At 74.5% G+C, this 20,941-nt stretch carries 21 protein-coding genes; 2 read left to right on the top strand and 19 right to left on the bottom strand.

Annotation, left to right across the window (positions count from 1 at the left end; translation table 11 throughout):
- Window positions 1–383: 383 nt before the first annotated feature.
- The 11 genes from tyrS to CLV28_RS14625 form a co-directional block, all read right to left on the bottom strand.
- Window positions 384–1,643: a tyrosine--tRNA ligase gene (gene tyrS / locus CLV28_RS14675; RefSeq protein ID WP_100424097.1), complete on the bottom strand. Its 1,260-nt coding sequence runs from the start codon at window positions 1,641–1,643 to the stop codon at window positions 384–386.
- A 135-nt stretch (window positions 1,644–1,778) separates the two neighbouring features.
- Window positions 1,779–2,495 (bottom strand): DNA-3-methyladenine glycosylase, encoded by a 717-nt coding sequence (locus tag CLV28_RS14670; protein WP_100424068.1) that lies wholly within the window; start codon window positions 2,493–2,495, stop codon window positions 1,779–1,781.
- 75 nt (window positions 2,496–2,570) lie between these two features.
- Window positions 2,571–3,176, bottom strand: a complete 606-nt coding sequence (locus CLV28_RS14665; protein ID WP_100424067.1) for a uridine kinase family protein — start codon at window positions 3,174–3,176, stop codon at window positions 2,571–2,573.
- Between the two features lie 4 nt (window positions 3,177–3,180).
- A complete protein-coding gene (gene argH / locus CLV28_RS14660; RefSeq protein WP_100424096.1) occupies window positions 3,181–4,623 on the bottom strand; it encodes an argininosuccinate lyase in 1,443 nt (480 codons plus the stop codon).
- 45 nt (window positions 4,624–4,668) lie between these two features.
- Window positions 4,669–5,898: an argininosuccinate synthase gene (locus CLV28_RS14655; RefSeq protein WP_100424066.1), complete on the bottom strand. Its 1,230-nt coding sequence runs from the start codon at window positions 5,896–5,898 to the stop codon at window positions 4,669–4,671.
- A gap of 43 nt (window positions 5,899–5,941) precedes the next feature.
- The gene (locus tag CLV28_RS14650) at window positions 5,942–6,493 is read right to left on the bottom strand and encodes an arginine repressor (protein WP_239073260.1); all 552 of its coding nucleotides are present in this window, start codon (window positions 6,491–6,493) and stop codon (window positions 5,942–5,944) included.
- A complete protein-coding gene (gene argF, locus CLV28_RS14645; protein WP_100424064.1) occupies window positions 6,472–7,428 on the bottom strand; it encodes an ornithine carbamoyltransferase in 957 nt (318 codons plus the stop codon). The genes CLV28_RS14650 and argF overlap by 22 nt, the downstream gene beginning before the upstream one ends.
- Entirely contained in the window at window positions 7,425–8,744 is a 1,320-nt protein-coding gene (locus tag CLV28_RS14640; RefSeq protein WP_100424063.1) for an acetylornithine transaminase, read from the bottom strand. The genes argF and CLV28_RS14640 overlap by 4 nt, the downstream gene beginning before the upstream one ends.
- Entirely contained in the window at window positions 8,741–9,652 is a 912-nt protein-coding gene (argB, locus tag CLV28_RS14635) for an acetylglutamate kinase (protein ID WP_100424062.1), read from the bottom strand. Before argB ends, CLV28_RS14640 begins: the two co-directional genes overlap by 4 nt.
- Window positions 9,649–10,857, bottom strand: coding sequence for a bifunctional glutamate N-acetyltransferase/amino-acid acetyltransferase ArgJ (argJ, locus tag CLV28_RS14630; protein ID WP_100424061.1), 1,209 nt, complete (start codon window positions 10,855–10,857; stop codon window positions 9,649–9,651). Before argJ ends, argB begins: the two co-directional genes overlap by 4 nt.
- Window positions 10,854–11,966 (bottom strand): N-acetyl-gamma-glutamyl-phosphate reductase, encoded by a 1,113-nt coding sequence (locus tag CLV28_RS14625; RefSeq protein ID WP_100424060.1) that lies wholly within the window; start codon window positions 11,964–11,966, stop codon window positions 10,854–10,856. Before CLV28_RS14625 ends, argJ begins: the two co-directional genes overlap by 4 nt.
- A gap of 84 nt (window positions 11,967–12,050) precedes the next feature.
- Here CLV28_RS14625 and CLV28_RS14620 point away from each other — a divergent pair, with 84 nt between their 5' ends.
- Window positions 12,051–13,034: a quinone oxidoreductase family protein gene (locus CLV28_RS14620; protein ID WP_100424059.1), complete on the top strand. Its 984-nt coding sequence runs from the start codon at window positions 12,051–12,053 to the stop codon at window positions 13,032–13,034.
- Entirely contained in the window at window positions 13,031–13,285 is a 255-nt protein-coding gene (locus tag CLV28_RS14615; protein ID WP_100424058.1) for a hypothetical protein, read from the top strand. Before CLV28_RS14620 ends, CLV28_RS14615 begins: the two co-directional genes overlap by 4 nt.
- Here CLV28_RS14615 and thiD read toward each other — a convergent pair.
- The 8 genes from thiD to rpmI all read right to left on the bottom strand — a co-directional run bounded on the left by thiD (window position 13,246) and on the right by rpmI (window position 20,883).
- Entirely contained in the window at window positions 13,246–14,139 is an 894-nt protein-coding gene (gene thiD, locus CLV28_RS14610) for a bifunctional hydroxymethylpyrimidine kinase/phosphomethylpyrimidine kinase (RefSeq protein ID WP_100424057.1), read from the bottom strand. The genes CLV28_RS14615 and thiD overlap by 40 nt on opposite strands.
- Window positions 14,136–14,531: a PPOX class F420-dependent oxidoreductase gene (locus tag CLV28_RS14605; protein WP_239073259.1), complete on the bottom strand. Its 396-nt coding sequence runs from the start codon at window positions 14,529–14,531 to the stop codon at window positions 14,136–14,138. Before CLV28_RS14605 ends, thiD begins: the two co-directional genes overlap by 4 nt.
- A 73-nt stretch (window positions 14,532–14,604) precedes the next feature.
- Window positions 14,605–15,444: an SDR family NAD(P)-dependent oxidoreductase gene (locus CLV28_RS14600; protein WP_100424056.1), complete on the bottom strand. Its 840-nt coding sequence runs from the start codon at window positions 15,442–15,444 to the stop codon at window positions 14,605–14,607.
- 7 nt (window positions 15,445–15,451) lie between these two features.
- The gene (gene pheT, locus CLV28_RS14595; protein ID WP_100424055.1) at window positions 15,452–18,028 is read right to left on the bottom strand and encodes a phenylalanine--tRNA ligase subunit beta; all 2,577 of its coding nucleotides are present in this window, start codon (window positions 18,026–18,028) and stop codon (window positions 15,452–15,454) included.
- Window positions 18,028–19,095: a phenylalanine--tRNA ligase subunit alpha gene (gene pheS / locus CLV28_RS14590; RefSeq protein WP_100424054.1), complete on the bottom strand. Its 1,068-nt coding sequence runs from the start codon at window positions 19,093–19,095 to the stop codon at window positions 18,028–18,030. Before pheS ends, pheT begins: the two co-directional genes overlap by 1 nt.
- Before the next feature lie 213 nt (window positions 19,096–19,308).
- On the bottom strand, window positions 19,309–20,175 hold the full coding sequence (locus CLV28_RS14585) for a TrmH family RNA methyltransferase (RefSeq protein WP_239073258.1): 867 nt from the start codon (window positions 20,173–20,175) through the stop codon (window positions 19,309–19,311).
- 47 nt (window positions 20,176–20,222) lie between these two features.
- Window positions 20,223–20,609, bottom strand: coding sequence for a 50S ribosomal protein L20 (gene rplT / locus CLV28_RS14580; protein WP_100424053.1), 387 nt, complete (start codon window positions 20,607–20,609; stop codon window positions 20,223–20,225).
- A gap of 79 nt (window positions 20,610–20,688) precedes the next feature.
- Complete coding sequence (rpmI, locus tag CLV28_RS14575) at window positions 20,689–20,883, bottom strand: 50S ribosomal protein L35 (RefSeq protein WP_100424052.1); 195 nt, start codon at window positions 20,881–20,883, stop codon at window positions 20,689–20,691.
- Window positions 20,884–20,941: the final 58 nt, after the last annotated feature.

The following is a 20,941-nucleotide window of genomic DNA, read 5'->3' as shown; positions in this document are numbered from 1 at the left end:
GGTGGTCACACCCACGGGACCGGCCACCCGTATCCGAACCGAAGTCCTTCGCGGTGTCCGTGCCTCCCTGTCGGGCTGACATCCAGAACATTACACAGGCCTGGCCGTGGAGTCCAACTCCGGGGGCGGTGACCCCGACCACACGGCGTGCGGGCCGCACGGATCCCGCGCCGCACGTGCACCGACGCCGGCTGACAGCCCCGCGTACCCGACCGAGCCGGTGCGCCGACGCCTGAACGGACCGAACGCTGGACGCACCGAACGCCGCGACTCGCCCTCACGAGGCGAGCCACGGCGTTCGGCTGGAGATGCGGTGCGGGCCATCCGCGGACAGAAGCTCCCGTACGGCCCAGCGGTGTGCAGCGGGGACCTACGACCTGCTGTCAGGCGACCTCGGCGACCGCGAGCGTGCGCTTGCCGCGCCGCAGCACGGCGAACCGCCCGTGCAGCAGATCCTCGGTGCGCAGCACGGACTCGTCGGAGGCCACCTTGACGTTGTTGACGTACGCCCCGCCGTCCGCCACGGCCCGTCGGGCGGCTGCCTTCGACGCGACGAGGCCCGACTCGACGAGGACGTCCACGACGCTCGTGCCGGCGACGACCGCCGCGCGCGGGAGCTCGGCGACCGCCGCAGCGAGCGTCGACTCGTCGAGCGACGTGAGGTCGCCGCGCCCGAAGAGCGCCTGGCTCGCGGCGATCACCGCCGCCGTGGCGTCGGCCCCGTGCACGAGCGTGGTGACGTCCTCCGCGAGCGCCCGCTGGGCCTCGCGCGCCGCAGGACGCTCGGTGACGGCCCGCTCGAGCTCCGCGATCTCCTCCCTCGTGCGGAAGGTGAAGATCTTGAGCCAGCCCACCACGTCGGCGTCGTCCGCGTTCACCCAGTACTGGTAGAAGGCGTACGGGCTCAGCATGTCGGCGTCGAGCCAGATCGCCCCGCCCTCGGTCTTGCCGAACTTGGTGCCGTCCGCCTTGGTGATCAGCGGGGTGGTCATGACGTGCACGGCCGCGCCCTCCGACTTGCGGATCAGCTCGACGCCCGACAGCAGGTTGCCCCACTGGTCGTTGCCGCCGGTCTGCAGCGTGCAGCCCTCGCGCCGGAACAGCTCGAGGAAGTCCATCCCCTGCAGGATCTGGTAGCTGAACTCGGTGAAGCTGATGCCCTGCTCCGAGTTGAGCCGGCGCGCGACCGTGTCCTTCGCGAGCATCGTCCCGAGGCGGTAGTGCTTGCCGACCTCGCGCAGGAAGTCGATCGCCGAGAGCTCGCCCGTCCAGTCCAGGTTGTTGACGACGGATGCGGGGTTGTCCCCCGTGAAGTCGAGGAACCGGGAGACCTGGGAGCGCAGGCGCTCGGTCCACTCGGCGACCGTCTCCTTGGTGTTGAGCACGCGCTCGCCGCTCTGGCGCGGGTCGCCGATCATCCCGGTCGCACCACCCACGAGCGCGATCGCCCGGTGGCCCGCCGTCTGCAGGTGCCGCAGGAGGATGAGCTGGACCAGGTGCCCGTGGTGCAGGCTCGGCGCGGTCGGGTCGAAGCCGCAGTAGTAGGTGACGGGTCCCGCGGCCAGCGCCTCACGCAGCGCGGTCTCGTCGGTGGACTGTGCCACCAGGCCACGCCATTGCAGCTCGTCGAGGATGTCGGTCACCACGGCTCCTTCGTCCGGGGCTCACGCCCCACGTCGTCACCCGCCGGACGGCGGACCAGACCATTGTGCCGTGCCCGCGCGGTCGCGCCGCGCGTGGTCCGGACGACGCGCAGGAGGTTCCGCGATCGGCGTGCGTCAGTCCGGCCGCGGTCTGCGGTACGCAGGACGGAACGGCGAGACCGTCCGGTCGTCCGTGACCCAGAACCGCCACGGGAACCGGTCGGCGTCGGCTCCCTCCCCCGCGACCCCCACGCGCGGTCCGTGCGACACGGGCGCGCGGTGAAGGCCTTTCTCGACGCCGAGGACGACGTCCCCCGCCGCGTCGGTGACGTCGCGGCCGTCGTCCTGCAGCGTGAGCCCGAGGGCCACGGCCAGTCGGCCGGGACCACGCGCGATCTGCCGGTCGGAGTCGACCGTGCCGACCCGCGCGCGTCGCTCGCGCGCGAGCGCCGCACCCTCGACGACCTCGCCCGCGCGCAGCAGGACCGCGGCGGGTTCGCCGCGGTCGCCGCACACGACGTTGACGCAGTGATGCAGGCCGAGGTGCCGGTACACGTAGAGGTGCCCGGGTTCGCCGAACATCGACCGGTTGCGGTCGGTGCGCCCGCGGTACGCGTGCGACGCAGGGTCGTCGCCGCCCGCGTAGGCCTCGACCTCGGTCAGGCGCAGGACGACGGTGCCGTCGTCGGCCTGCACGCTCACGTAGGCGCCGAGGAGGTCGCGTGCGACCGCCACGACGTCGCGCGCGTACGCACGCCGCGCGAGCGGCACGAGGTGGGCAGGGGCGGGACCGGCCGCACGTGCGGTGACGGTCGCGTCACGGGGTCCGGACGGGACGGGGACTGGGATCATCGCGCCTCCTTGCGGGCAGCGTAGCCCCGCGAGCGCGCGGACGTCCCGCGCCACGAGCGCGCGGGTCGGGCGGGCTCAGCCCTCGAGCCGGCCCCAGCCGTCGATCCGCACGTCCGCGCGCTCGCGCGTGCGCTGCGCGGGGTAGAAGACCGCCTCGTCCTGCATCCAGCGCAGCCAGTGCTCCCGCGCGGCAGCACCGTCGCGCTCGAGCCCCCGGCGCAGGCGTTCGGCGTCGTCGGCCTCGACCCACACCAGCAGGCTCGCGAGACCCTCGACCACGAGCGCGCCCGCGCCGCACCCCTCGACGACGACGAACGGTGCGAGCGGGACGTCGTGCTCCTCGGCGTACTCCCCCGCGACCCAGTCGTAGCGCCGGTAGCGCCCCGGCAGGCCTGCGGCGAGCGGGCCCAGGACCCACGTGGCGAGGCGCTCGGCGCCCCCGGACGGGCCGGCCTCCCAGCCCTCGTAGAGGTCGTCCATGTGCACGACCTGCGCGTCGAGCGCGACCGCGAGCTGGCTCGCGAGCGTCGACTTGCCCGAGCCGGAGGGCCCGTCGACACAGACCAGGCGCGTGCCGGGTCGCACCCGGCCGGACGCCTCCGCCCCGCTGCCCGGGAGCAGCGGGGCGGAGGCGTGCGCCCGTGCGACGAGCGTCGCGAGCACCTCGGGCGCGACGCTCACGCGGTCAGTCCTGGACCCAGAACCGGAACTCGGCCGAGCGTGCCTTGGCCTCGCCGAGCTGCTCGGCCACGCGCACCGGGGCGGTGCCGCCCACGGCGTCGCGCGACGCGAGCGACCCCTCGACGCTCAGGACCTCGCGCACGCCCGAGGTCAGGTGCTCCGAGACGGCCAGCAGGTCGTCGTCCGACAGGTCCCAGAGCTCGATGCCACGCTCCTCGCAGGCCTTGACGCAGGCGCCCGCGACCTCGTGCGCCACGCGGAACGGCACGCCCTGGCGCACGAGCCACTCCGCGACGTCCGTCGCGAGCGAGAACCCCTGCGGGGCCAGCGACGCCATGCGGTCCGTGTCGAACTCGAGCGTCGCGACCATCCCCGCGAACGCGGGGAGCAGGACCTCGAGCGTGTCGACCTGGTCGAACACCGGCTCCTTGTCCTCCTGCAGGTCGCGGTTGTACGCGAGCGGCAGGCCCTTGAGCGTCGCGAGCAGGCCCGTCAGGTCGCCGATGAGGCGGCCCGCCTTGCCGCGCGCGAGCTCGGCGACGTCCGGGTTCTTCTTCTGCGGCATGATGCTCGACCCGGTCGAGTACGAGTCGTGCAGGCGCACGAACCCGAACTCCTTGGTCGCCCAGAGGATGACCTCCTCCGCGAGCCGCGAGAGGTCCACGCCGAGCATGGCCGCGACGAACGCGAACTCGGCGACGACGTCGCGCGAGGCGGTGCCGTCGATCGAGTTCTCGACCGGGCCGTCGAACCCGAGGTCGGCCGCGACGGCCGCCGGGTCGAGGCCCAGCGACGAGCCCGCGAGCGCCCCCGAGCCGTAGGGCGAGCGAGCGGCACGCACGTCCCAGTCGATGAGGCGGTCGACGTCGCGCAGCAGCGGCCACGCGTGCGCGAGCAGGTGGTGCGCGAGCAGCACGGGCTGCGCGTGCTGCAGGTGCGTGCGCCCGGGCATGGGCGCGTCGCCCGCGGCCTCGGCCTGCGCGACGAGCGCGTCGACGACGTCGAGCACGAGCGCGCCGATCGCACGGGCCTCGTCGCGCAGGTACATGCGCGTGAGCGTCGCGATCTGGTCGTTGCGCGAGCGACCCGCACGGAGCTTGCCGCCCAGGTCGATCCCGGCGCGCTCGATCAGGCCGCGCTCGAGGGCCGTGTGCACGTCCTCGTCGTCGTCGGCCGCGACGAACACCCCCGAGGCGACGTCCTCGCGCAGCCGGTCCAGGGCGGCGTGCATGCCCTCGAGCTCGGCGTCGTCGAGCAGGCCCGCGGCGTGCAGGACCTTCGCGTGGGCCTTCGACCCGGCGATGTCCTGGCCCGCGAGACGCCAGTCGAAGTGCGTGCTCTTCGACAGCGCCGCGAGCGCGTCGCTCGGGCCGCCGGCGAACCGGCCGCCCCACAGGCTCACGCGCCCGGCCTCGGTCGTCTCGTCCGCGCCCTCGTCGTCGGGCATCGACACGAGGTCGCTCACCTCAGGGGTGTTCTCGTCGGCCATGGCTCAGAGCTTCCCGGTGCCGAGGTCGACGCCGTTGCCGAACTTCACGTCGCGTGCCGCGGCGAGCTTCGCCGTCAGCCCGTAGATCTCGATGAAGCCCTTGGCCTGCGACTGGTCGAACGAGTCGCCCTCGTCGTAGGTCGCGAGGTTGAAGTCGTACAGGCTCGCCTCGGAGCGGCGGCCCGTGACGGTCGCCCGCCCGCCGTGCAGGACGACGCGCACGTCGCCCGTCACGTAGCGCTGCGTGTCGTCGATGAACGTGTCGAGCGACCGCTTGAGCGGGCTGAACCACATGCCGTCGTAGACCAGCTCGGTCCAGCGCTGCTCGACCTGGCGCTTGAAGCGCGCCTGCTCGCGCTCGATCGTGACGTTCTCGAGCTCCTGGTGCGCGGCGATGAGCGCCATCGCGCCGGGGGCCTCGTAGATCTCGCGGGACTTGATGCCCACGAGGCGGTCCTCGACGATGTCGATGCGGCCCACGCCCTGCGCGCCGGCGCGGCGGTTCATCTCCTGGATGGCCTGCAGCGGGGTCACCGCGACGCCGTCGAGGGCGACGGGCACGCCCTGCTCGAACGAGATGACGACCTCGTCAGCGACCGGCGGGAACGTGGGGTCGTCCGTGTAGTTGTAGACGTCCTTGGTCGGGGCGTTCCAGATGTCCTCGAGGAACCCGGTCTCGACCGCGCGGCCCCACACGTTCTGGTCGATCGAGAACGGGTTGTGCTTGGTCGTGGCGATCGGCAGCGAGTTCTTCTCGGCGTACGCGATGGCCTTCTCGCGCGTGAGGGCGAGGTCGCGCACGGGCGCGATCGTCTTGAGGTCGGGCGCGAGCGACGTCGTCGCGACCTCGAAGCGCACCTGGTCGTTGCCCTTGCCGGTGCAGCCGTGCGCGACGGTCGTCGCGCCGAACTGGCGGGCCGCGCGCACGAGGTGCTTGACGATCACGGGACGCGAGAGCGCCGAGACGAGCGGGTACTTGTCGAGGTACAGGCCGTTGGCGCGCAGCGCCGGCATGCAGTACTCGGCCGCGAACTCGTCGCGGGCGTCGGCCACGTAGGCCTCGACGGCGCCGCAGTCGAGCGCACGCTGACGGATGACCTCGAGGTCCTCGCCACCCTGGCCGAGGTCGACCGCGACCGCGACGACCTCCGCACCCGTGGCCTCAGCGATCCATCCGATGGCCACCGAGGTGTCCAGGCCGCCCGAGTAGGCGAGCACGACGCGTTCAGTCATGTCCTTCTTCTTTCCGTTCGTGGGGTACGACAAGTGTGTCAGGTCAGCTCTGGGGTGCGGACGACGCCATCGCGAGGAACCGGGCGGCGACCTCGTCGCCGCCGTCCGTCGCGCGGGCGATCACCAGCACGGTGTCGTCGCCCGCGATCGTGCCCATGACCCCGGTGAACACCGAGTGGTCGATCGCGGACGCGAGGTACTGCGCGGCGCCGGGCGGCGTGCGCAGGACGACGAGGTTGCCCGAGGCCTCGGCCGAGACCAGGAGCTCGGCGCACAGCCGGGCGAGGCGCGCCGCGACGTACTCGGCGTCGGCGCCCGCCTGCACCGAGCGGTCCCCGCCCTCGCCGGGCACCGCGTACGCGAGCGCCCCCGACGCCAGGCGCACCTTCTCGGCGCGCAGCTCGACGAGGTCCCGCGAGAGCGTCGCCTGCGTGACGCTCACGCCCTCGGCCGCGAGCGCCTTCGCGAGCTCGGCCTGCGAGTGGATCTCGCCGCGGCGCACGATCTCGGTGATCCGCGCGTGCCGGGCGGCGCGCGTGGTCGGGGTGGTCGGCGTGCCGGCAGGGACGCCCGTCACGAGCGCTCCAAGAGCCACGTGAGCAGCGCCTTCTGGGCGTGCAGCCGGTTCTCGGCCTCGTCCCACACGGCGCTGCGGGGGCCGTCGATGACCTCGGCGGTGATCTCCTTGCCGCGGTACGCGGGCAGGCAGTGCAGGACGATCGCGTCGTCCTTGGCGTGCGCGAGCAGCGCGTCGTTGACCTGGTAGGGCACGAACGGCAGCGCGCGCTCGGCGGCGCTGGACTCGTCGCCCATCGAGATCCAGGTGTCGGTCACGACCACGTCGGCGCCCGCGACGGCCTCGACCGGGTCGGCGGTCACGAGGACCGACCCCCCGGTCCGGGCGGCGATGCGCTCGGCGTCGGCGACGACGTCGGTGGCCGGCGGGTACCCGTCGGGGGTGCCGACGCGCACGTGCATGCCGGCGGTCGCGCCGCCCAGCAGGTACGAGTGCGCCATGTTGTTGGCGCCGTCCCCAACGTACGCGAAGACCTGACCGGCGAGCGCGTCGACGCCGCCGCGCAGCTGGGCGACGGTCAGGAGGTCGGCGAGGATCTGGCACGGGTGGAACCCGTCGGTCAGCGCGTTGACGACCGGGACCTGCGAGACCGCGGCCATCTCCTCGATGCGCTCCTGGCCGAACGTGCGCCACACGACGGCCGCGACCTGGCGGTCGAGCACGCGCGCGGTGTCGGCGATCGGCTCGCCCCGGCCGAGCTGGCTCGTCGCGGCGTCGATCACGAGCGGGAACCCGCCGAGCTCGGCGACCCCCGCCGAGAACGACACGCGCGTGCGGGTGGACGGCTTGTCGAAGATGACGGCGACGGCGCGCGGGCCGGCGAGCGGCGTCCGGAAGTACCGGTCGCCCCGGAACGCGAGCCCGAGCTCGAGCACCTCGCGCTGCTCGGCGGGCGAGAGGTCGTCGTCGCGCAGGAAGTGCCGGGGGCCGGTGGTCGGGGCGGTGGGGCTCACGAGGGCTCCTGGTCGGTCGGGGTGCTCGGGCGGGTCAGGTCTGCCGGACTGGGCAGGCCGGCGAAGAAGGCGACCGCGTCGCGGGCCTGGTCGGCGGTCAGGACGAACGGCGGGGCGAGCCGGATCGTGTCGGGCGCGGGCGCGTTGACCACGAGCCCGTGCTCGAGCGCGTGCCGGGCGACCTCGGCCGCGACGGGCGCCGTCAGCGCGACGCCGAGGAGCAGCCCGCTGCCGCGCACTCCCGCCACGAGCGGGTTGCCGCAGCCCGCGATCCCCTCGCGCAGCAGCGCGGACGTCCCGCGCACGCGCTCGAGGAGTCCGTCGCGCTCGATCACGCCGATCGTGGCGAGCGCCGCGGCGGCCGCCACGGGGTTCCCGCCGAACGTCGTGCCGTGCTGGCCGCGACCGAGCAGGGTCGCGGCACGCTCGCCGAACGCGAGGACCGCGCCCACGGGGAACCCGCCGCCGAGACCCTTGGCGACCGTCATGACGTCGGGCACGACGCCGTGCTCGGGGAGCTGGTGCGCGAACCACGCGCCCGTGCGTCCCATGCCGGTCTGGACCTCGTCGAGCACGAGCAGGGCGCCGTGCTCGGCCGTGAGCTCGCGCGCCCGGGCGAGGTACCCCGCCGGGAGCGGGACGACACCCACCTCGCCCTGGACGGGCTCGGCGAACAGGGCCGCGACGGGCCCCCGTTCGTCGGACGCCGCGAACGCGGCCTCGAGGGCAGCGACGTCGCCGGCCTCGACGAACTCGACGCCACCGGGCAGCGGCTCGAAGGGCTCGCGGTACGCGGCCTTCGAGGTGAGCGCGAGCGCGCCCATGGTGCGGCCGTGGAAGCTGCCCGTGAGGGACAGCACGCGCGCGGGCCGCGCGGGCGTGCTGCCCAGCACGGCGCCGTTGCGGCGCGCCATCTTGAACGCGGCCTCGTTGGCCTCGGCGCCCGAGTTGGTGAAGAACACGCGCGAGCCCGCCGGGGCCTGCGCGAGCCCCAGCAGCCGCTCGGCGAGGGCGACCTGGGTGGGCGAGGCGAAGAAGTTGGACACGTGCCCGAGGGTCCCGAGCTGCGCGCTGATCGCCGCCGTCAGGGTCGGGTGCGCGTGACCCAGGGTGTTGACCGCGATCCCGCCGAGCAGGTCGAGGTAGCGGGCGCCGTCCGCGTCCCACACGTACGCGCCCTCGCCGCGGACCAGGACGCGCTGGGGCGGGCCGAACGTGTCCATGACGGCGTGCTCGTAACGGTCGGTCCACTCGGCGCCGGAGCCTGCGGTCGAGGCGGGCAGGGCGCCGTCGTGCGCGGTCAGGTGCTGGTTCACGCGGAGACCTCCGGAAGGACCATGGTGCCGTTGCCCTGGGTCGTGAAGACCTCCTGGAGCACCGAGTGGGCGACGCGGCCGTCGATCACGGTCGCCGCGGGGACGCCGCCGCGGACGGCGCGCAGGCAGGCCTCCATCTTGGGGACCATGCCGGACTCGAGCGTCGGCAGGAGCTCGGCGAGCGCGTCCGCGCGGATCTCGCTCGCGAGCGAGGAGCGGTCCGGCCAGGCCGTGTAGAGCCCCTCGACGTCGGTCAGCACGATGAGCTTGCGCGCGCCGAGGGCGACCGCGAGCGCCGCCGCGGCGGTGTCCGCGTTGACGTTGAGCACCTGGGTCGGGTCGGCGACGTCGGGCGCGATGGTCGACACGACGGGGATGCGCCCGGCGTCGAGGAGGTCCTGCACGGCGCGCGGGTCGACGTCCACGACGTCGCCGACGAGACCGACGTCGACGGGCTCGCCGTCGACCGTCGCGTGCCGGCGCTCGGCGGCGAGCAGGCCGCCGTCCTCGCCCGAGAGGCCGACCGCGAACGGGCCGTGCGCGTTGATCAGGCCGACGAGCTCGCGCGAGACCTGGCCCGTGAGGACCATGCGCACGACGTCCATCGCCTCGGGGGTCGTCACGCGCAGCCCGCCGCGGAACTCCGAGGCGATGCCGAGCCGGTCGAGCATCGCCGAGATCTGCGGGCCGCCGCCGTGCACGACCACGGGCCGCAGGCCGACCTGCCGCAGGAACACCATGTCTTGCGCGAACGCGGCCTTGAGCTCGTCGTCGATCATGGCGTTGCCGCCGTACTTGACCACGACGAGCGCGCCCGCGTAGCGCTGCAGCCAGGGCAGCGCCTCGATGAGGACCTCGGTCTTGCCCGCCACGCCCGGCCGTGCCGCGGGGTCCGTCGCCGCGCTCACGACGAGTACGCGCTGTTCTCGTGGACGTAGTCGTGCGTGAGGTCGTTGGTCCAGACCGTCGCGCGCGCGTCGCCCGCGTGCAGGTCGACCTCGACGTGCACCTCGCGCTGCGCCGCGAGGTCCACGAGGTCGCGGTCCTCCCCCACGCCGCCCGCACGGCAGACCTGCACGCCGTTGATGCTCACGTCGAGGGCGAGCGCGTCGAACGGCGCGACGTCGACGGGCACGGTGCCGACGGCCGAGAGCACGCGACCCCAGTTCGGGTCGTTGCCGAACACGGCGGCCTTGAACAGGTTGGAGCGCGTCACGGCGCGCGCGACGGCGACCGCGGCGTCCTCGCTGCTCGCGTTGACGACGTGCACGGCGACGTCGTGCGACGCTCCCTCGGCGTCGGCGACGAGCGCGCGCGAGAGCTCGGCGCACGCCTCGGTCACGGCGTCGGTGAGCTCGGCGAGACCCACCGGCACGCCCGAGGCCCCCGAGGCGAGCAGGATCACGGTGTCGTTGGTCGACATGCAGCCGTCCGAGTCGACGCGGTCGAACGTGACGCGGGTCGCGGCGCGCAGGGCGGCGTCCGCCGTCGCGGCGTCGACGACGGCGTCGGTCGTGAGCACGCACAGCATGGTCGCGAGCCCGGGTGCGAGCATCCCGGCGCCCTTGGCCATGCCGCCGACCGACCACTCGGCGCCGCCGTCGAGCGAGCCGCCCGTGGTCGCGGTGCGCGTCACGTGCGTCGTCTTGGGCACGGTGTCGGTCGTCATGATCGCCTGCGCGGCGTCCGGGCCGCCCTCGGCCCCGCCCGGGCCCGCGGTCGCGGCGGCGGCCTCGCCGATCCCGGCGAGCAGCGCGTCCATGGGCAGGCGCAGGCCGATCAGACCGGTCGAGCACACGAGCACGTCGCCCGCGGAGATCTCGAGCAGGTCGGCGACGTGCTCGGCCGTGCGGTGCGTGTCGGCGAACCCCTCCGGGCCGGTGCACGCGTTGGCGCCGCCCGAGTTCAGCACGACCGCGCGCGCGATCCCGTCGGAGACGGCCTGCCGGGTCCAGGCCACGGGCGCGGCGTGCACGCGGTTGGACGTGAGCACGGCGGCGGCGACGTCGAGCGGGCCCTCGTTGACGACGAGCGCGACGTCCTTGGCGCCCGTCGACTTGAGGCCGGCGACGACGCCTGCGGCGCGGAACCCGGCGGGTGCGGTGACGCTCACGGGGCGACCCCCTCGGTGGTCAGGCCGAGGGTCTGCGGGAGGCCCAGGGCGATGTTCATGGACTGCACGGCGGCACCGGCGGTGCCCTTGACGAGGTTGTCGATCGCGGTCACGGTCACGACGCGGCCCGCGGCGCGGTCGACCGCGACCTGGACCAGCGCGGTGTTCGCGCCCAGGGTCGCGGCCGTCGTCGGCCACTGCCCCGCGGGCAGCAGGTGCACGAACGGCTCGGCCTCGTAGGCCTGCTCCCACGCGAGGCGCACCTGCGCGTCGGTCGCGTCACGGTGCTCGGGCGCGAGCCGGGCGGTCGCGGTCGCGAGGATCCCGCGCGCCATGGGCACGAGCGTCGGGGTGAACGAGATCGTGACGTCCTGCGCGCCCGCGGCGCGCAGGTTCTGGCGGATCTCGGGGATGTGCCGGTGCGTGCCGCCGACGGCGTAGGGCTGGGCGGACCCGAGGCCCTCGCTCGCGAGCAGGTGGGGCTTGAGCGCCTTCCCGGCGCCCGAGTAGCCGTTGGCGAGGACCGCGACGAGGTCGGTGGGCTCGATCAGGCCCGCGGCGATCCCGGGCTGCAGGCCCAGCGTGACCGCGGTGACGTTGCACCCGGGCACCGCGATGCGGCGCACGCCCGCGAGCAGCTCGCGCTGCCGCGTGACGACCGTGTCCGGGTCGCCGGGGCGACCCTCGGCCGGGGCGCCGTGCGGGTTCGACTCGAGCAGCAGCTCGGGCAGGCCGTAGGGCCACGTCCCGGCGTGCTCGGAGCCGTAGAACGCGGTCCAGTCCGCGGCGGACGCGAGCCGGTGGTCGGCGCCGAGGTCGATCACGAGCACGTCGTCGGGCAGCTGTGCGGCGATCTCGCCGGACGCGCCGTGCGGCAGTGCGAGCACGACGACGTCGTGGCCGCGCAGGTGCTCGACGCTCGTGGGCAGGAGCACGCGGTCCGCGAGCGAGCGCAGGTGCGGCTGCACCTCGCCGAGCGGTGTGCCCGCGGTCGAGTGCGCCGTCAGCGCACCGATCTCGACCTCGGGGTGGCCCGCGAGCAGACGCAGCACCTCGCCGCCTGCGTATCCGGACGCGCCCGCGACCGCCACTGTGATCGTCATATTCATAGTCTGACATATCTATGCACCCCGACGCGAACTCGTCGCCGCCTCGCCCCGCGAGCGCGCGCGATCCGCCCTAGGCTCACCCCCATGCACGCGATCGTCGCCCGCGAGCCGGGCGGTCCCGAGGTCCTCGAGCTCACCGACGTGCCCGGCCCCTACCCCGGCCCGCGCCAGCTCCTCGTGCGGGTCGACGCCGCCGGCGTCAACTTCGTCGACACCTACCGCCGGTCCGGGGTGTACCCCGGCGAGTTCCCGCACATCGTGGGCGTCGAGGGAGCCGGCGAGGTGCTCGCGGTCGGCGACGACGTCGCCGAGTTCAGCCGCGGGGACCGCGTGCTGTGGACCGACGCCCCGGGCTCGTACGCCGAGCGCGTCGCGGTCGACGCGACCTCGGCCGTGCGGGTCCCCGACGGCGTCCCGACCGAGGTCGCCGCCGCCGTCGGGCTCCAGGGGCTGACCGCGCACTACCTGGTGACGTCGTCCTACGCGGTCGCCGCGGGCGACGACGTGCTGGTGCACGCGGGGGCGGGCGGGGTCGGCCTGCTCCTGACGCAGATGGCCGCGACGCGCGGCGCGCGCGTGATCACGACGGTCTCGACGCGCGAGAAGGAGGCGCTCTCGCGCGCCGGCGGGGCGAGCGACGTCGTGCGGTACACCGAGCTCGACGACCTCACGACCGAGCTGCCCGCGCTCGTGCGCGACCTCACCGAGGGCCGCGGCGTCGCGGCGGTCTACGACTCGGTCGGGCGCAGCACGTTCGACGCGTCGCTCGCGAGCCTGCGCCCGCGCGGCACGCTCGTGCTGTTCGGCGGGTCCTCGGGCCAGGTGCCCCCCGTCGACCTGCAACGGCTCAACCGCGCCGGCTCGGTGTTCGTGACCCGCCCGACCCTCGCCGACCACGTGGCCACGCGCGCCGAGCTGCTGTGGCGTGCGCGCGAGGTGCTCGGCGCGGTCGCCGACGGGTCGCTCTCGGTCCGCCTCGGCGCGACCTACCCACTCGCGCAGGCCGCCGAGGCGCACCGGGCGCTCGAGGCCCGCGAGACCACCGGGAAGGTCGTGCTCGTCCCGTGAGCTGGAGCTGGGTCCCCGACCGCCCCGAGGACGCACCGGGCGGACCCTCGCGCGGGCTGCGCACCGCCGTGACGGTGCTCGTCGTGCTCGTGAGCGCCGCGGCGGGCGTGTACGGCGTGCAGCTGTGGGCCGACCGCGAGCGCGCCGCCTGCACGGCCTCCGCCGCGCCGGGCGAGGCCGTCTCGGTCGACTGGCGGTGGTGGCCCCCGGGCTACGACTGCGCGGTCGCGACGCCCGGGCTGGGCGTCTGACGCACGGCCGACCGGGCCTCGGCCGGGACGAGCGCCCACAGGTGGTCGACCGGTCCACGGCCTGAACCCACGGCGAGCCCCTCGCCCGCGCCGAGCGCGCCGGTGAGCCACGCCTTGGCCTCGCGCACCGCGGGTTCCCACCCGGCACGCCGCGGTCGCAACGCCGCGACCGCGGACGACAGCGAGCACCCGGTGCCGTGCGTGTGCCGGGTCGCGACGCGGGGCGCGTCGAGCTCGACGAGCCCGTCGCCCGTGACCAGCGCGTCCGGGGAGCGACCGCCGTCGCCCGGCAGGTGCCCGCCCTTGACGAGGACGGCGGTCCCGGACCCGCGCACGAGCGTGCGCGCCTGGTCGAGGGCCTCGTCCCAGGTCACGGCGACGGGTCCGTCGACCAGCACCGCGAGCTCGGGCAGGTTGGGCGTGACGAGGTCCGCGCGACGCGCGAGCGTCAGGACCGCCTCCTGCGCGCCCGGGTCGAGCAGGTGGTGGCCGCTCGTGGCGACCATCACGGGGTCGAGGACGACGTGCGGCGGGCGCACGCGCGCGAGCCAGTCGTCGATCGCGAGCGCGTACTCGCGCGTGGCGACCATCCCGATCTTGACCGCGTCGATCGTGACGTCGTCCGACACCGCGTCGAGCTGCGCGACCAGGAAGTCCACGGGCGGCACGTGCACGGCGCGCACGCCGTGCGTGTTCTGCGCGACGAGCGCCGTCACGACGGCCATGCCGTACGCGCCGTGCGCGGCGAACGCCTTGAGGTCGGCCTGGATCCCGGCCCCGCCCGTCGGGTCGGTGCCCGCGACGGACAGCACGCGGGGTCGCGAGGCCTGCCCGGCGGCGTCCTGCACGCTCATGCGGGGGTGATCACGATCGCGACGCGCTCGTGCGACGCACGGCGCAGCCGCTCGACGAGCCGCGCCACCCGGAACTGCACGCCATACGCCGCGACCATCGCGCGTTCGGCCCGCTCGAGCGTCGCGGCGTCTTCGGCCACCACCGCCCGCGCAGCGACGACGCGCGCCGACGCCGCGACCTGCCCCCTGCGGTCGCACGCGCGCAGCTCGACGACCGGGTCGGACCGCAGACGCGTGACCTTGCCCGTGGTGCGCGCCGTCCACACGAGCAGCGCGTCGCCGTCGGAGGCGACCCACACGGGGGTCGACACGCCCTCGCCCGAGCGGCGGAAGGTCGTGAGCGAGACGTACGTCTCGTCCGCGAGGGCGGCGAGGTCGGGGGTCAGCGGCACGGTGGTCTCCTCAGGTGCTCCGGCGGGTCGGGTGCTCCGGACGATCGGGTGCTCCGGACGATCGGGCAGGACGTCAGCGCAACGGGTCGTCGTCGCCCCACGGTACGGGCCGCAGACGACGCCCGACGGGTCCCGGCGCCCCGCGCTCCTGCGCGGCACGCAGCGACGCGGGCGAGTCGGTCGTGACGCGCACGAAGCACCCGGACCACGCGTCGAGGTCGCCGCGGGCGATCGCGAGCACCATCTCGACGGTGCGCTCGACCGGGGTCCACTCGGTGCGGTCGGCGTGCATCCGCATCGACGCGGTCATGTCGGTGCGCACGACCCCGGGGGCGACCTCGAACGTGCGCAGTCCGCGGTCGAAGCCCGTGACGTGCAGGTTCGCCCCGAGCCGCGCGAGCGCGGTCTTGCTCGCGTTGTAGGCGCTCGCCCCGTCCATCTCGTGCGTGCTCGCCCCGCTCGCGAGGTCGACGACGCGTCCGCCGCCGCGCGCAAGCATGCCCGGCACGACGGCGTGCGCGAGGTGGAACGGCCCGCGCACGTTCGTCTCGAGCACGTCCCACCACTCGTCCGGGTCGGCCTCCCACAGCGGCACCTCGGCGTCGACCAGGCCCGCCGCGTTGACCAGCAGGTCGACGCTCCCCAGCCGCGCGGTCGCCGCGGCCACGGCACGATCGACCGCCGCGCGGTCGGTGACGTCCGCGCCGAGTCCCAGCACCGTGCGCGCGCCGTCCGGTACGGTCGTGGCGGACGCCGCGAGCGCGGCCGCGGCGTCCCGCGCCGTCACGGCGTCCCTGCCCAGGAGCGCGACGTCGAGCCCGGCGGCGACCAGTCCGGCGGCGACCGCCCGCCCGATCCCCCGGGTCCCGCCCGTCACGAGCGCGGTGCGCGCGGCCGGGACCCGCGCCGTCATGCCGCGCTCACGCCCGCAGCACCGCGCCGGTGCGCGCGGTCGCCGCGGCGACCGCGGCCTCGCGGACCGCGACCACGTCGTCGGCCGTGAGCGTGCGGTCCGTGCCGCGCAGGCGCAGCGAGAACGCGAGCGACTTCTTGCCCTCGCCGACCTGCGGGCCCGTGAAGACGTCGAACAGCCGGACGTCCTCGAGCAGCGCACCCGCACCCTCGACGACCGCGGCGCGCACGTCCTCGGCCGGCACGCCGGCGTCGACCACGAGCGCGAGGTCCTCCTTGGCGAGCGGGAACGTCGAGACCTCGTGCGCCTGCAGCGGCGACGGGTCGGCCGCCGCGAGCAGCACGTCGAGGTCGACCTCGAACGCGACCGTCCGCGCGGGGAGCCCGAGGGTCTCGACGACCTTGGGGTGCAGCTCGCCCGCGTGGCCCACGAGCGCGCCGTCGGCCGTCGTCAGGCGCGCGCAACGGCCCGGGTGCCACGGCGCGTGGTCGGTGTCGGGCTCGACCCGGACGTCGACCCCGACGCGTGCGGCGACGAGGCGCGCGCCCGCGAGCGCGTCGGTCCAGTCGGCCGCCCGTCCCTCGCCCCACCAGCCGCCGGGCGTCGCACGCCCCGCGACCACGCCGGCCACGCGGCGCGGCTGCGGGGGCACGGCCTCGCGCAGCCGCGCGAGGTCCTCGTCGTCGGGCCGGACGCCGAGCGGCAGGCTCGGCGCGGCGGGCGCGCCCTCGACCGGCCGCGTCACGAGGCCGATCTCGAAGATCGCGACGTCGTCGTTGCCGCGTCCCGTGTTGCGACGCACGGTGTCGAGCAGCGTCGTCAGGAGGTTGGTGCGCACCTCGGGCCGGTCCCCCGCGAGCGGGTTCACGAGCCGCAGCGCGCGACGGCGCACGTCGTCGGCCGGCAGGCGCAGCGCGTCGTGCTGGGCCGGGTCCACGAACGGGTACGAGAGCGTCTCGACGAACCCGGCCTCGGCGAGGCCGCGCGCGACCGAGCGGCGCACCGACTGGGCCCGGGTCAGCCCGCGTCCTGCCGGGGCCGCGGGCAGGATCGACGGGATCGCGTCGTAGCCGTCGAGACGGGCGACCTCCTCGACGAGGTCCGCGGTCGTGGTCAGGTCGGGCCGCCAGCTCGGCGGCACGACCCCGATGCGACCGATCCCCGGGGTGTCCCCCACGGTGCAGCCGATCTGCTCGAGCAGCTCGCGCACGCGCTCCTCGCCGTACGCGACGCCCACAAGGCGCTCGGCCTCCGCGACCGGCAGCTCGATCGTCGCAGGGGCGGGGACGATGTCGATGTCCGAGACCGCGTCGTCCGCGGTCCCGCCGCCGAGCTCGACGAGCAGGTCGACGACGCGCTGCGCCGCCACGCCCGGCAGGCGCGGGTCGACGCCGCGCTCGAAGCGCTTCGCGGCCTCGCTGGGCAGCTTGTGCCGGCGCGCGGTCCGGGCGACCGAGACGGGGTCGAAGTGCGCGGCCTCGACGAGGACGTCGGTCGTGGTCGGGCCGACCTCGCTCGACGCCCCGCCCATGACGCCCGCGAGGCCGAGCACGCGGGCACCGTCGGCGTCCTGCGGCGAGTCCGTGATCAGCAGGTCCTGCACGTCGAGCGCGCGGTCGACGTCGTCGAGCGTCGTCAGGCGCTCGCCCGACGTCGCACGGCGCACCACGATCGGCGCCGCGACCTGCGCGAGGTCGTACGCGTGCAACGGCTGGCCGAGGTCGAGCATGACGTAGTTGGTCACGTCGACCGTGAGCGAGATCGGGCGCATGCCGGCCTGCGTGAGCCGGCGCTGCATCCACGCGGGGGACGGGGCGGCCGGGTCGATGCCGCGCACGATCCGCGTGACGAAACGGTCGCAGCCGACCACGCCGTGGATCGGGTCCGCGTCCTGGACCACGACGGGGAACCCGTCGGGCGTCGGGCCGGGCGGCGGGACCTGCGGGAGCCCGTGGTCGGTGAAGCGGGCCCCGGTCGAGTGCGCGAACTCGCGCGCGACGCCGCGGTACGAGAAGCAGTACCCGCGGTCCGGGGTCACGTTGATCTCGAGGACCTCCTCGCCGAGCCCCAGCAGCGCGACCGCGTCCTGCCCGGGCTCGAGGTCCGTGCGGTCGGCCAGCAGGTCGCGACCGAGCACGACGATCCCGTCGGACTCCTCGCCCAGACCGAGCTCGGTGGTCGAGCAGATCATGCCGTCCGACACGTGGCCGTACGTCTTGCGTGCGGCGATCGCGAACGGGCCGGGCAGCACGGTGCCGGGCAGCGCGACGACCACGAGGTCGCCGACCCCGAAGTTGTGGGCCCCGCACACGATGCCGCGCGCGACCGTCGGCGCACCGGAGGCGTCGGGGTCGTTGTGCTCCCCGACGTCGACCTGGCACCAGTTGATGGTCTTGCCGTTCTTCTGCGGCTCGGGCACCTGCTCGAGCACGCGGCCGACGACGAGGGGCCCGGTCACGGCCGCGCCGTGCACCTGCTCCTCCTCGAGCCCCACGCGCACGAGGTCGGCGGCGAGCTGCTCGGCGGTCAGGCCCGCGGGCAGCTCGACGTGCTCGCCGAGCCAGTCCAGGACGATGTTCGGCATCAGATCCCCATTCCGAACTGGGTCGAGAAGCGGACGTCGCCCTCGACCATGTCGTGCATGTCAGCGATCCCGTGGCGCAGCATGAGCGTGCGCTCGATGCCCATGCCGAACGCGAAGCCCGAGTAGACCTCGGGGTCGATGCCGGCCGCGCGCAGCACGTTGGCGTTGACCATGCCGCACCCGCCCCACTCGATCCACCCCGCGCCGCCCTTCTTCTGCGGGAACCACAGGTCCATCTCGGCGCTCGGCTCGGTGAACGGGAAGAAGCTCGGGCGCAGCCGCGTGCGGGCCTCGGGCCCGAACATCGCACGCGCGAAGTGGTCGAGCGTGCCCTTGAGGTTCGCCATCGTCAGGCCCTTGTCGACCGCGAGCCCCTCGACCTGGTGGAACACCGGCGTGTGCGTCGCGTCGAGCTCGTCGGTGCGGAACACCTTGCCCGGGCAGGCGATGTACACGGGCAGGTCACGCTCGAGGAGCGTGCGGGCCTGCACGGGCGACGTGTGCGTGCGCAGCACGAGGTTCGCGAGCTCCTGCCCGACGCCCTCGACGAAGAACGTGTCCTGCATCTGCCGCGCCGGGTGGTCCGGGCCGAAGTTCAGCGCGTCGAAGTTGAACCACTCGGCCTCGACCTCGGGGCCCTCGGCGATCTCCCAGCCCATCGCGACGAAGAGGTCGGCGACCTGCTCCTGGACGAGCTCGAGCGGGTGACGCGCACCCGCTCGACGGCGGTCCGTCGGCAGCGTGACGTCGACCGACTCCTCGACGAGCACGCGCTCGTCACGCTCGGCCTCGAGCTCGACCTGGCGCGCGGCGATCGCCTGCGCGACGCTACCGCGACGCGGACCGAGCAGCTTGCCGGCCCGCCCCTTGTCGGCGGGCTCGAGGCCACCGATCTGACGGTTGGCGAGCGCGAGCGGGCTCTTGTCGCCCGTGTGCGCGATGCGGGCGGCCTTGAGCTCGTCGAGCGAGCCCGCTGCGGCGACAGCGGCGAGGGCGTCGGCGACGACGGCGTCGAGCGCCGCCTCGTCGAGCGGTGACGGCACGCCGGGCGTGGTGTCGGTGGACATGACTGCCTTCCGGACGGTTCAGGGGACGGCCCGCCGCGCACAGGGCGCGCCGGGCCGGTGTCCAGTCTAGGACGAGCCGGACGTGACCTGCAGCGACATCCACCGCACGAGCGGGCGGGGAGCACGTGCGCACCGTCGACGACGCCTCAACGCACGGCGCTCAGAGGCTCAGAGGCTCAGAGGCTCAGAGGCTCAGAGCACAGGATCGGGAACTCACCGCTGCGCGCGCGCCGACGCGTAGAGGCACACCGTGGCCGCGGTCGCGAGGTTGAGCGACTCGGCGAGCCCGCGGATGGGCACCCGGACCACGGCGTCGACGAGGGCGAGGTCCTCGTCGCGCAGCCCCCAGGCCTCGTTGCCGAAGACCCAGGCCGTGGGCCGGGAGAGGTCGGGGACGCCGTCCGCGGCCGTGCCCGCGACGTCCAGGAGGTCGTCGAGGTCGTGCGTGCCCTTGCCGTCCGCGGCGAGGACGACGAGGCCGGCGGCCCGCAGGCCCGCGGCGGTCTCGGCGAGGCCCTCGCCCGTGACGACGGGGACGTGGAACAGCGAGCCCGCGGTCGAGCGCACGACCTTCGGGTTGTGCAGGTCGACGCTCTCGCCCGCGAGCACGACCGCCCCCGCTCCGGCGGCGTCGGACGCACGCACGACGGTCCCGGCGTTGCCGGGGTCGCGCACGGTCGCCAGGACCGCGACGAGCCGCGGTGCGGCTCCGGGGCCGAGAACGTCCGCGAGCGAGGTGCTCGTGGTCGTCGCGACCGCCAGGACGCCCTGGGCGTCGTCGCTCATCGCCCGCAGCACCTCGTCGGACGCGACGTGCACGAACGTGCCGCGTGAGCGCGCCGCGACGACGATCTCCTGGTACCGCTCCCCCGCGGCCGGCGTGACGTACACGTCGAGCGCCCGCTCGGGGGCGTGCAGCACGAGCTCACGCACGGACTGCGGCCCCTCGACGAGGAACCGTCCCCGGCGCGCACGCGCAGAACGCCCGGACAGTGCCCGGACCGCCTTGACCCGGTCGCTGCGAGGGTTCTCGAGCGTGGGGGTCAGGGGTCCTGCCGCGTGGTCCTGCGGCGTGGGCACGGTCCGGGCGTCCGGTGTCGGTCGGTCGATCGCCGTGAGGCGGTCGATCAGGCCGCGGCCTTGGGCGCGTTGACGTCCGCGGGCAGGGCTGCCTTGGCAGCCGCGACCAGCGTGTTGAACGTCGCGACGTCGTTGACCGCGAGGTCCGCGAGGACACGACGGTCGACCTCGATGCCGGCGAGCTTGAGGCCCTGGATGAGGCGGTTGTAGGTCAGGCCCTGCGCACGCGAGGCCGCGTTGATGCGCTGGATCCAGAGACGACGGAAGTCGCCCTTGCGCGCCTTGCGGTCGCGGTAGGAGTAGACGAGGGAGTGGGTGACCTGCTCCTTCGCCTTCCGGTAGAGGCGCGAGCGCTGGCCGCGGTAGCCCGCAGCGCGCTCGAGGGTCGTACGACGCTTCTTCTGGGCGTTGACCGCCCGCTTCACGCGTGCCACGTGATGCTCCTTGCAGTTCGGGGCTGGAAGTGGATCCGACGGCGGCCCTCACGCACGGGTGTGCGGCGGCCGCGAAGGGTCACTTGCCGAGCAGCTTCTTGATCTTCTTGACGTCGGCGGGGGCGACGACCTGGTCCTGGGACAGGCGACGCGTCTGCTTGCTCGGCTTGTGCTCGAGAAGGTGACGCTTGCCGGCCTGCTCGCGCATGATCTTGCCGCTGCCGGTGACGCGGAAACGCTTCTTGGCGCCCGAGTGGGTCTTGTTCTTCGGCATGACTGCCGTCTCTCCTTGTGTCTGGTCGGACGTCGCGAGCGACGACCGACGGTGCGGG

This window comes from Sediminihabitans luteus (assembly GCF_002797595.1).
GTDB lineage: Bacteria > Actinomycetota > Actinomycetes > Actinomycetales > Cellulomonadaceae > Paraoerskovia > Paraoerskovia lutea.
Note: the sequence above shows the minus strand (reverse complement) of the source record. Positions and strands in the feature narration are given on the sequence as shown.

Excerpts from the sequence above, each read along its gene's own strand:
- pheT (WP_100424055.1), bottom strand. The coding sequence starts at position 18,028 with ATGCCGAACATCGTCCTGGACTGGCTCGGCGAGCACGTCGAGCTGCCC.
- pheS (WP_100424054.1), bottom strand. The coding sequence starts at position 19,095 with ATGTCCACCGACACCACGCCCGGCGTGCCGTCACCGCTCGACGAGGCG.
- rpmI (WP_100424052.1), bottom strand. The coding sequence starts at position 20,883 with ATGCCGAAGAACAAGACCCACTCGGGCGCCAAGAAGCGTTTCCGCGTC.
- argH (WP_100424096.1), bottom strand. The coding sequence starts at position 4,623 with ATGCCCGACGACGAGGGCGCGGACGAGACGACCGAGGCCGGGCGCGTG.
- thiD (WP_100424057.1), bottom strand. The coding sequence starts at position 14,139 with ATGAGCGTGCAGGACGCCGCCGGGCAGGCCTCGCGACCCCGCGTGCTG.
- CLV28_RS14600 (WP_100424056.1), bottom strand. The coding sequence starts at position 15,444 with ATGACGGCGCGGGTCCCGGCCGCGCGCACCGCGCTCGTGACGGGCGGG.
- CLV28_RS14670 (WP_100424068.1), bottom strand. The coding sequence starts at position 2,495 with ATGATCCCAGTCCCCGTCCCGTCCGGACCCCGTGACGCGACCGTCACC.
- CLV28_RS14620 (WP_100424059.1), top strand. The coding sequence starts at position 12,051 with ATGCACGCGATCGTCGCCCGCGAGCCGGGCGGTCCCGAGGTCCTCGAG.
- CLV28_RS14625 (WP_100424060.1), bottom strand. The coding sequence starts at position 11,966 with ATGAATATGACGATCACAGTGGCGGTCGCGGGCGCGTCCGGATACGCA.
- CLV28_RS14655 (WP_100424066.1), bottom strand. The coding sequence starts at position 5,898 with ATGACTGAACGCGTCGTGCTCGCCTACTCGGGCGGCCTGGACACCTCG.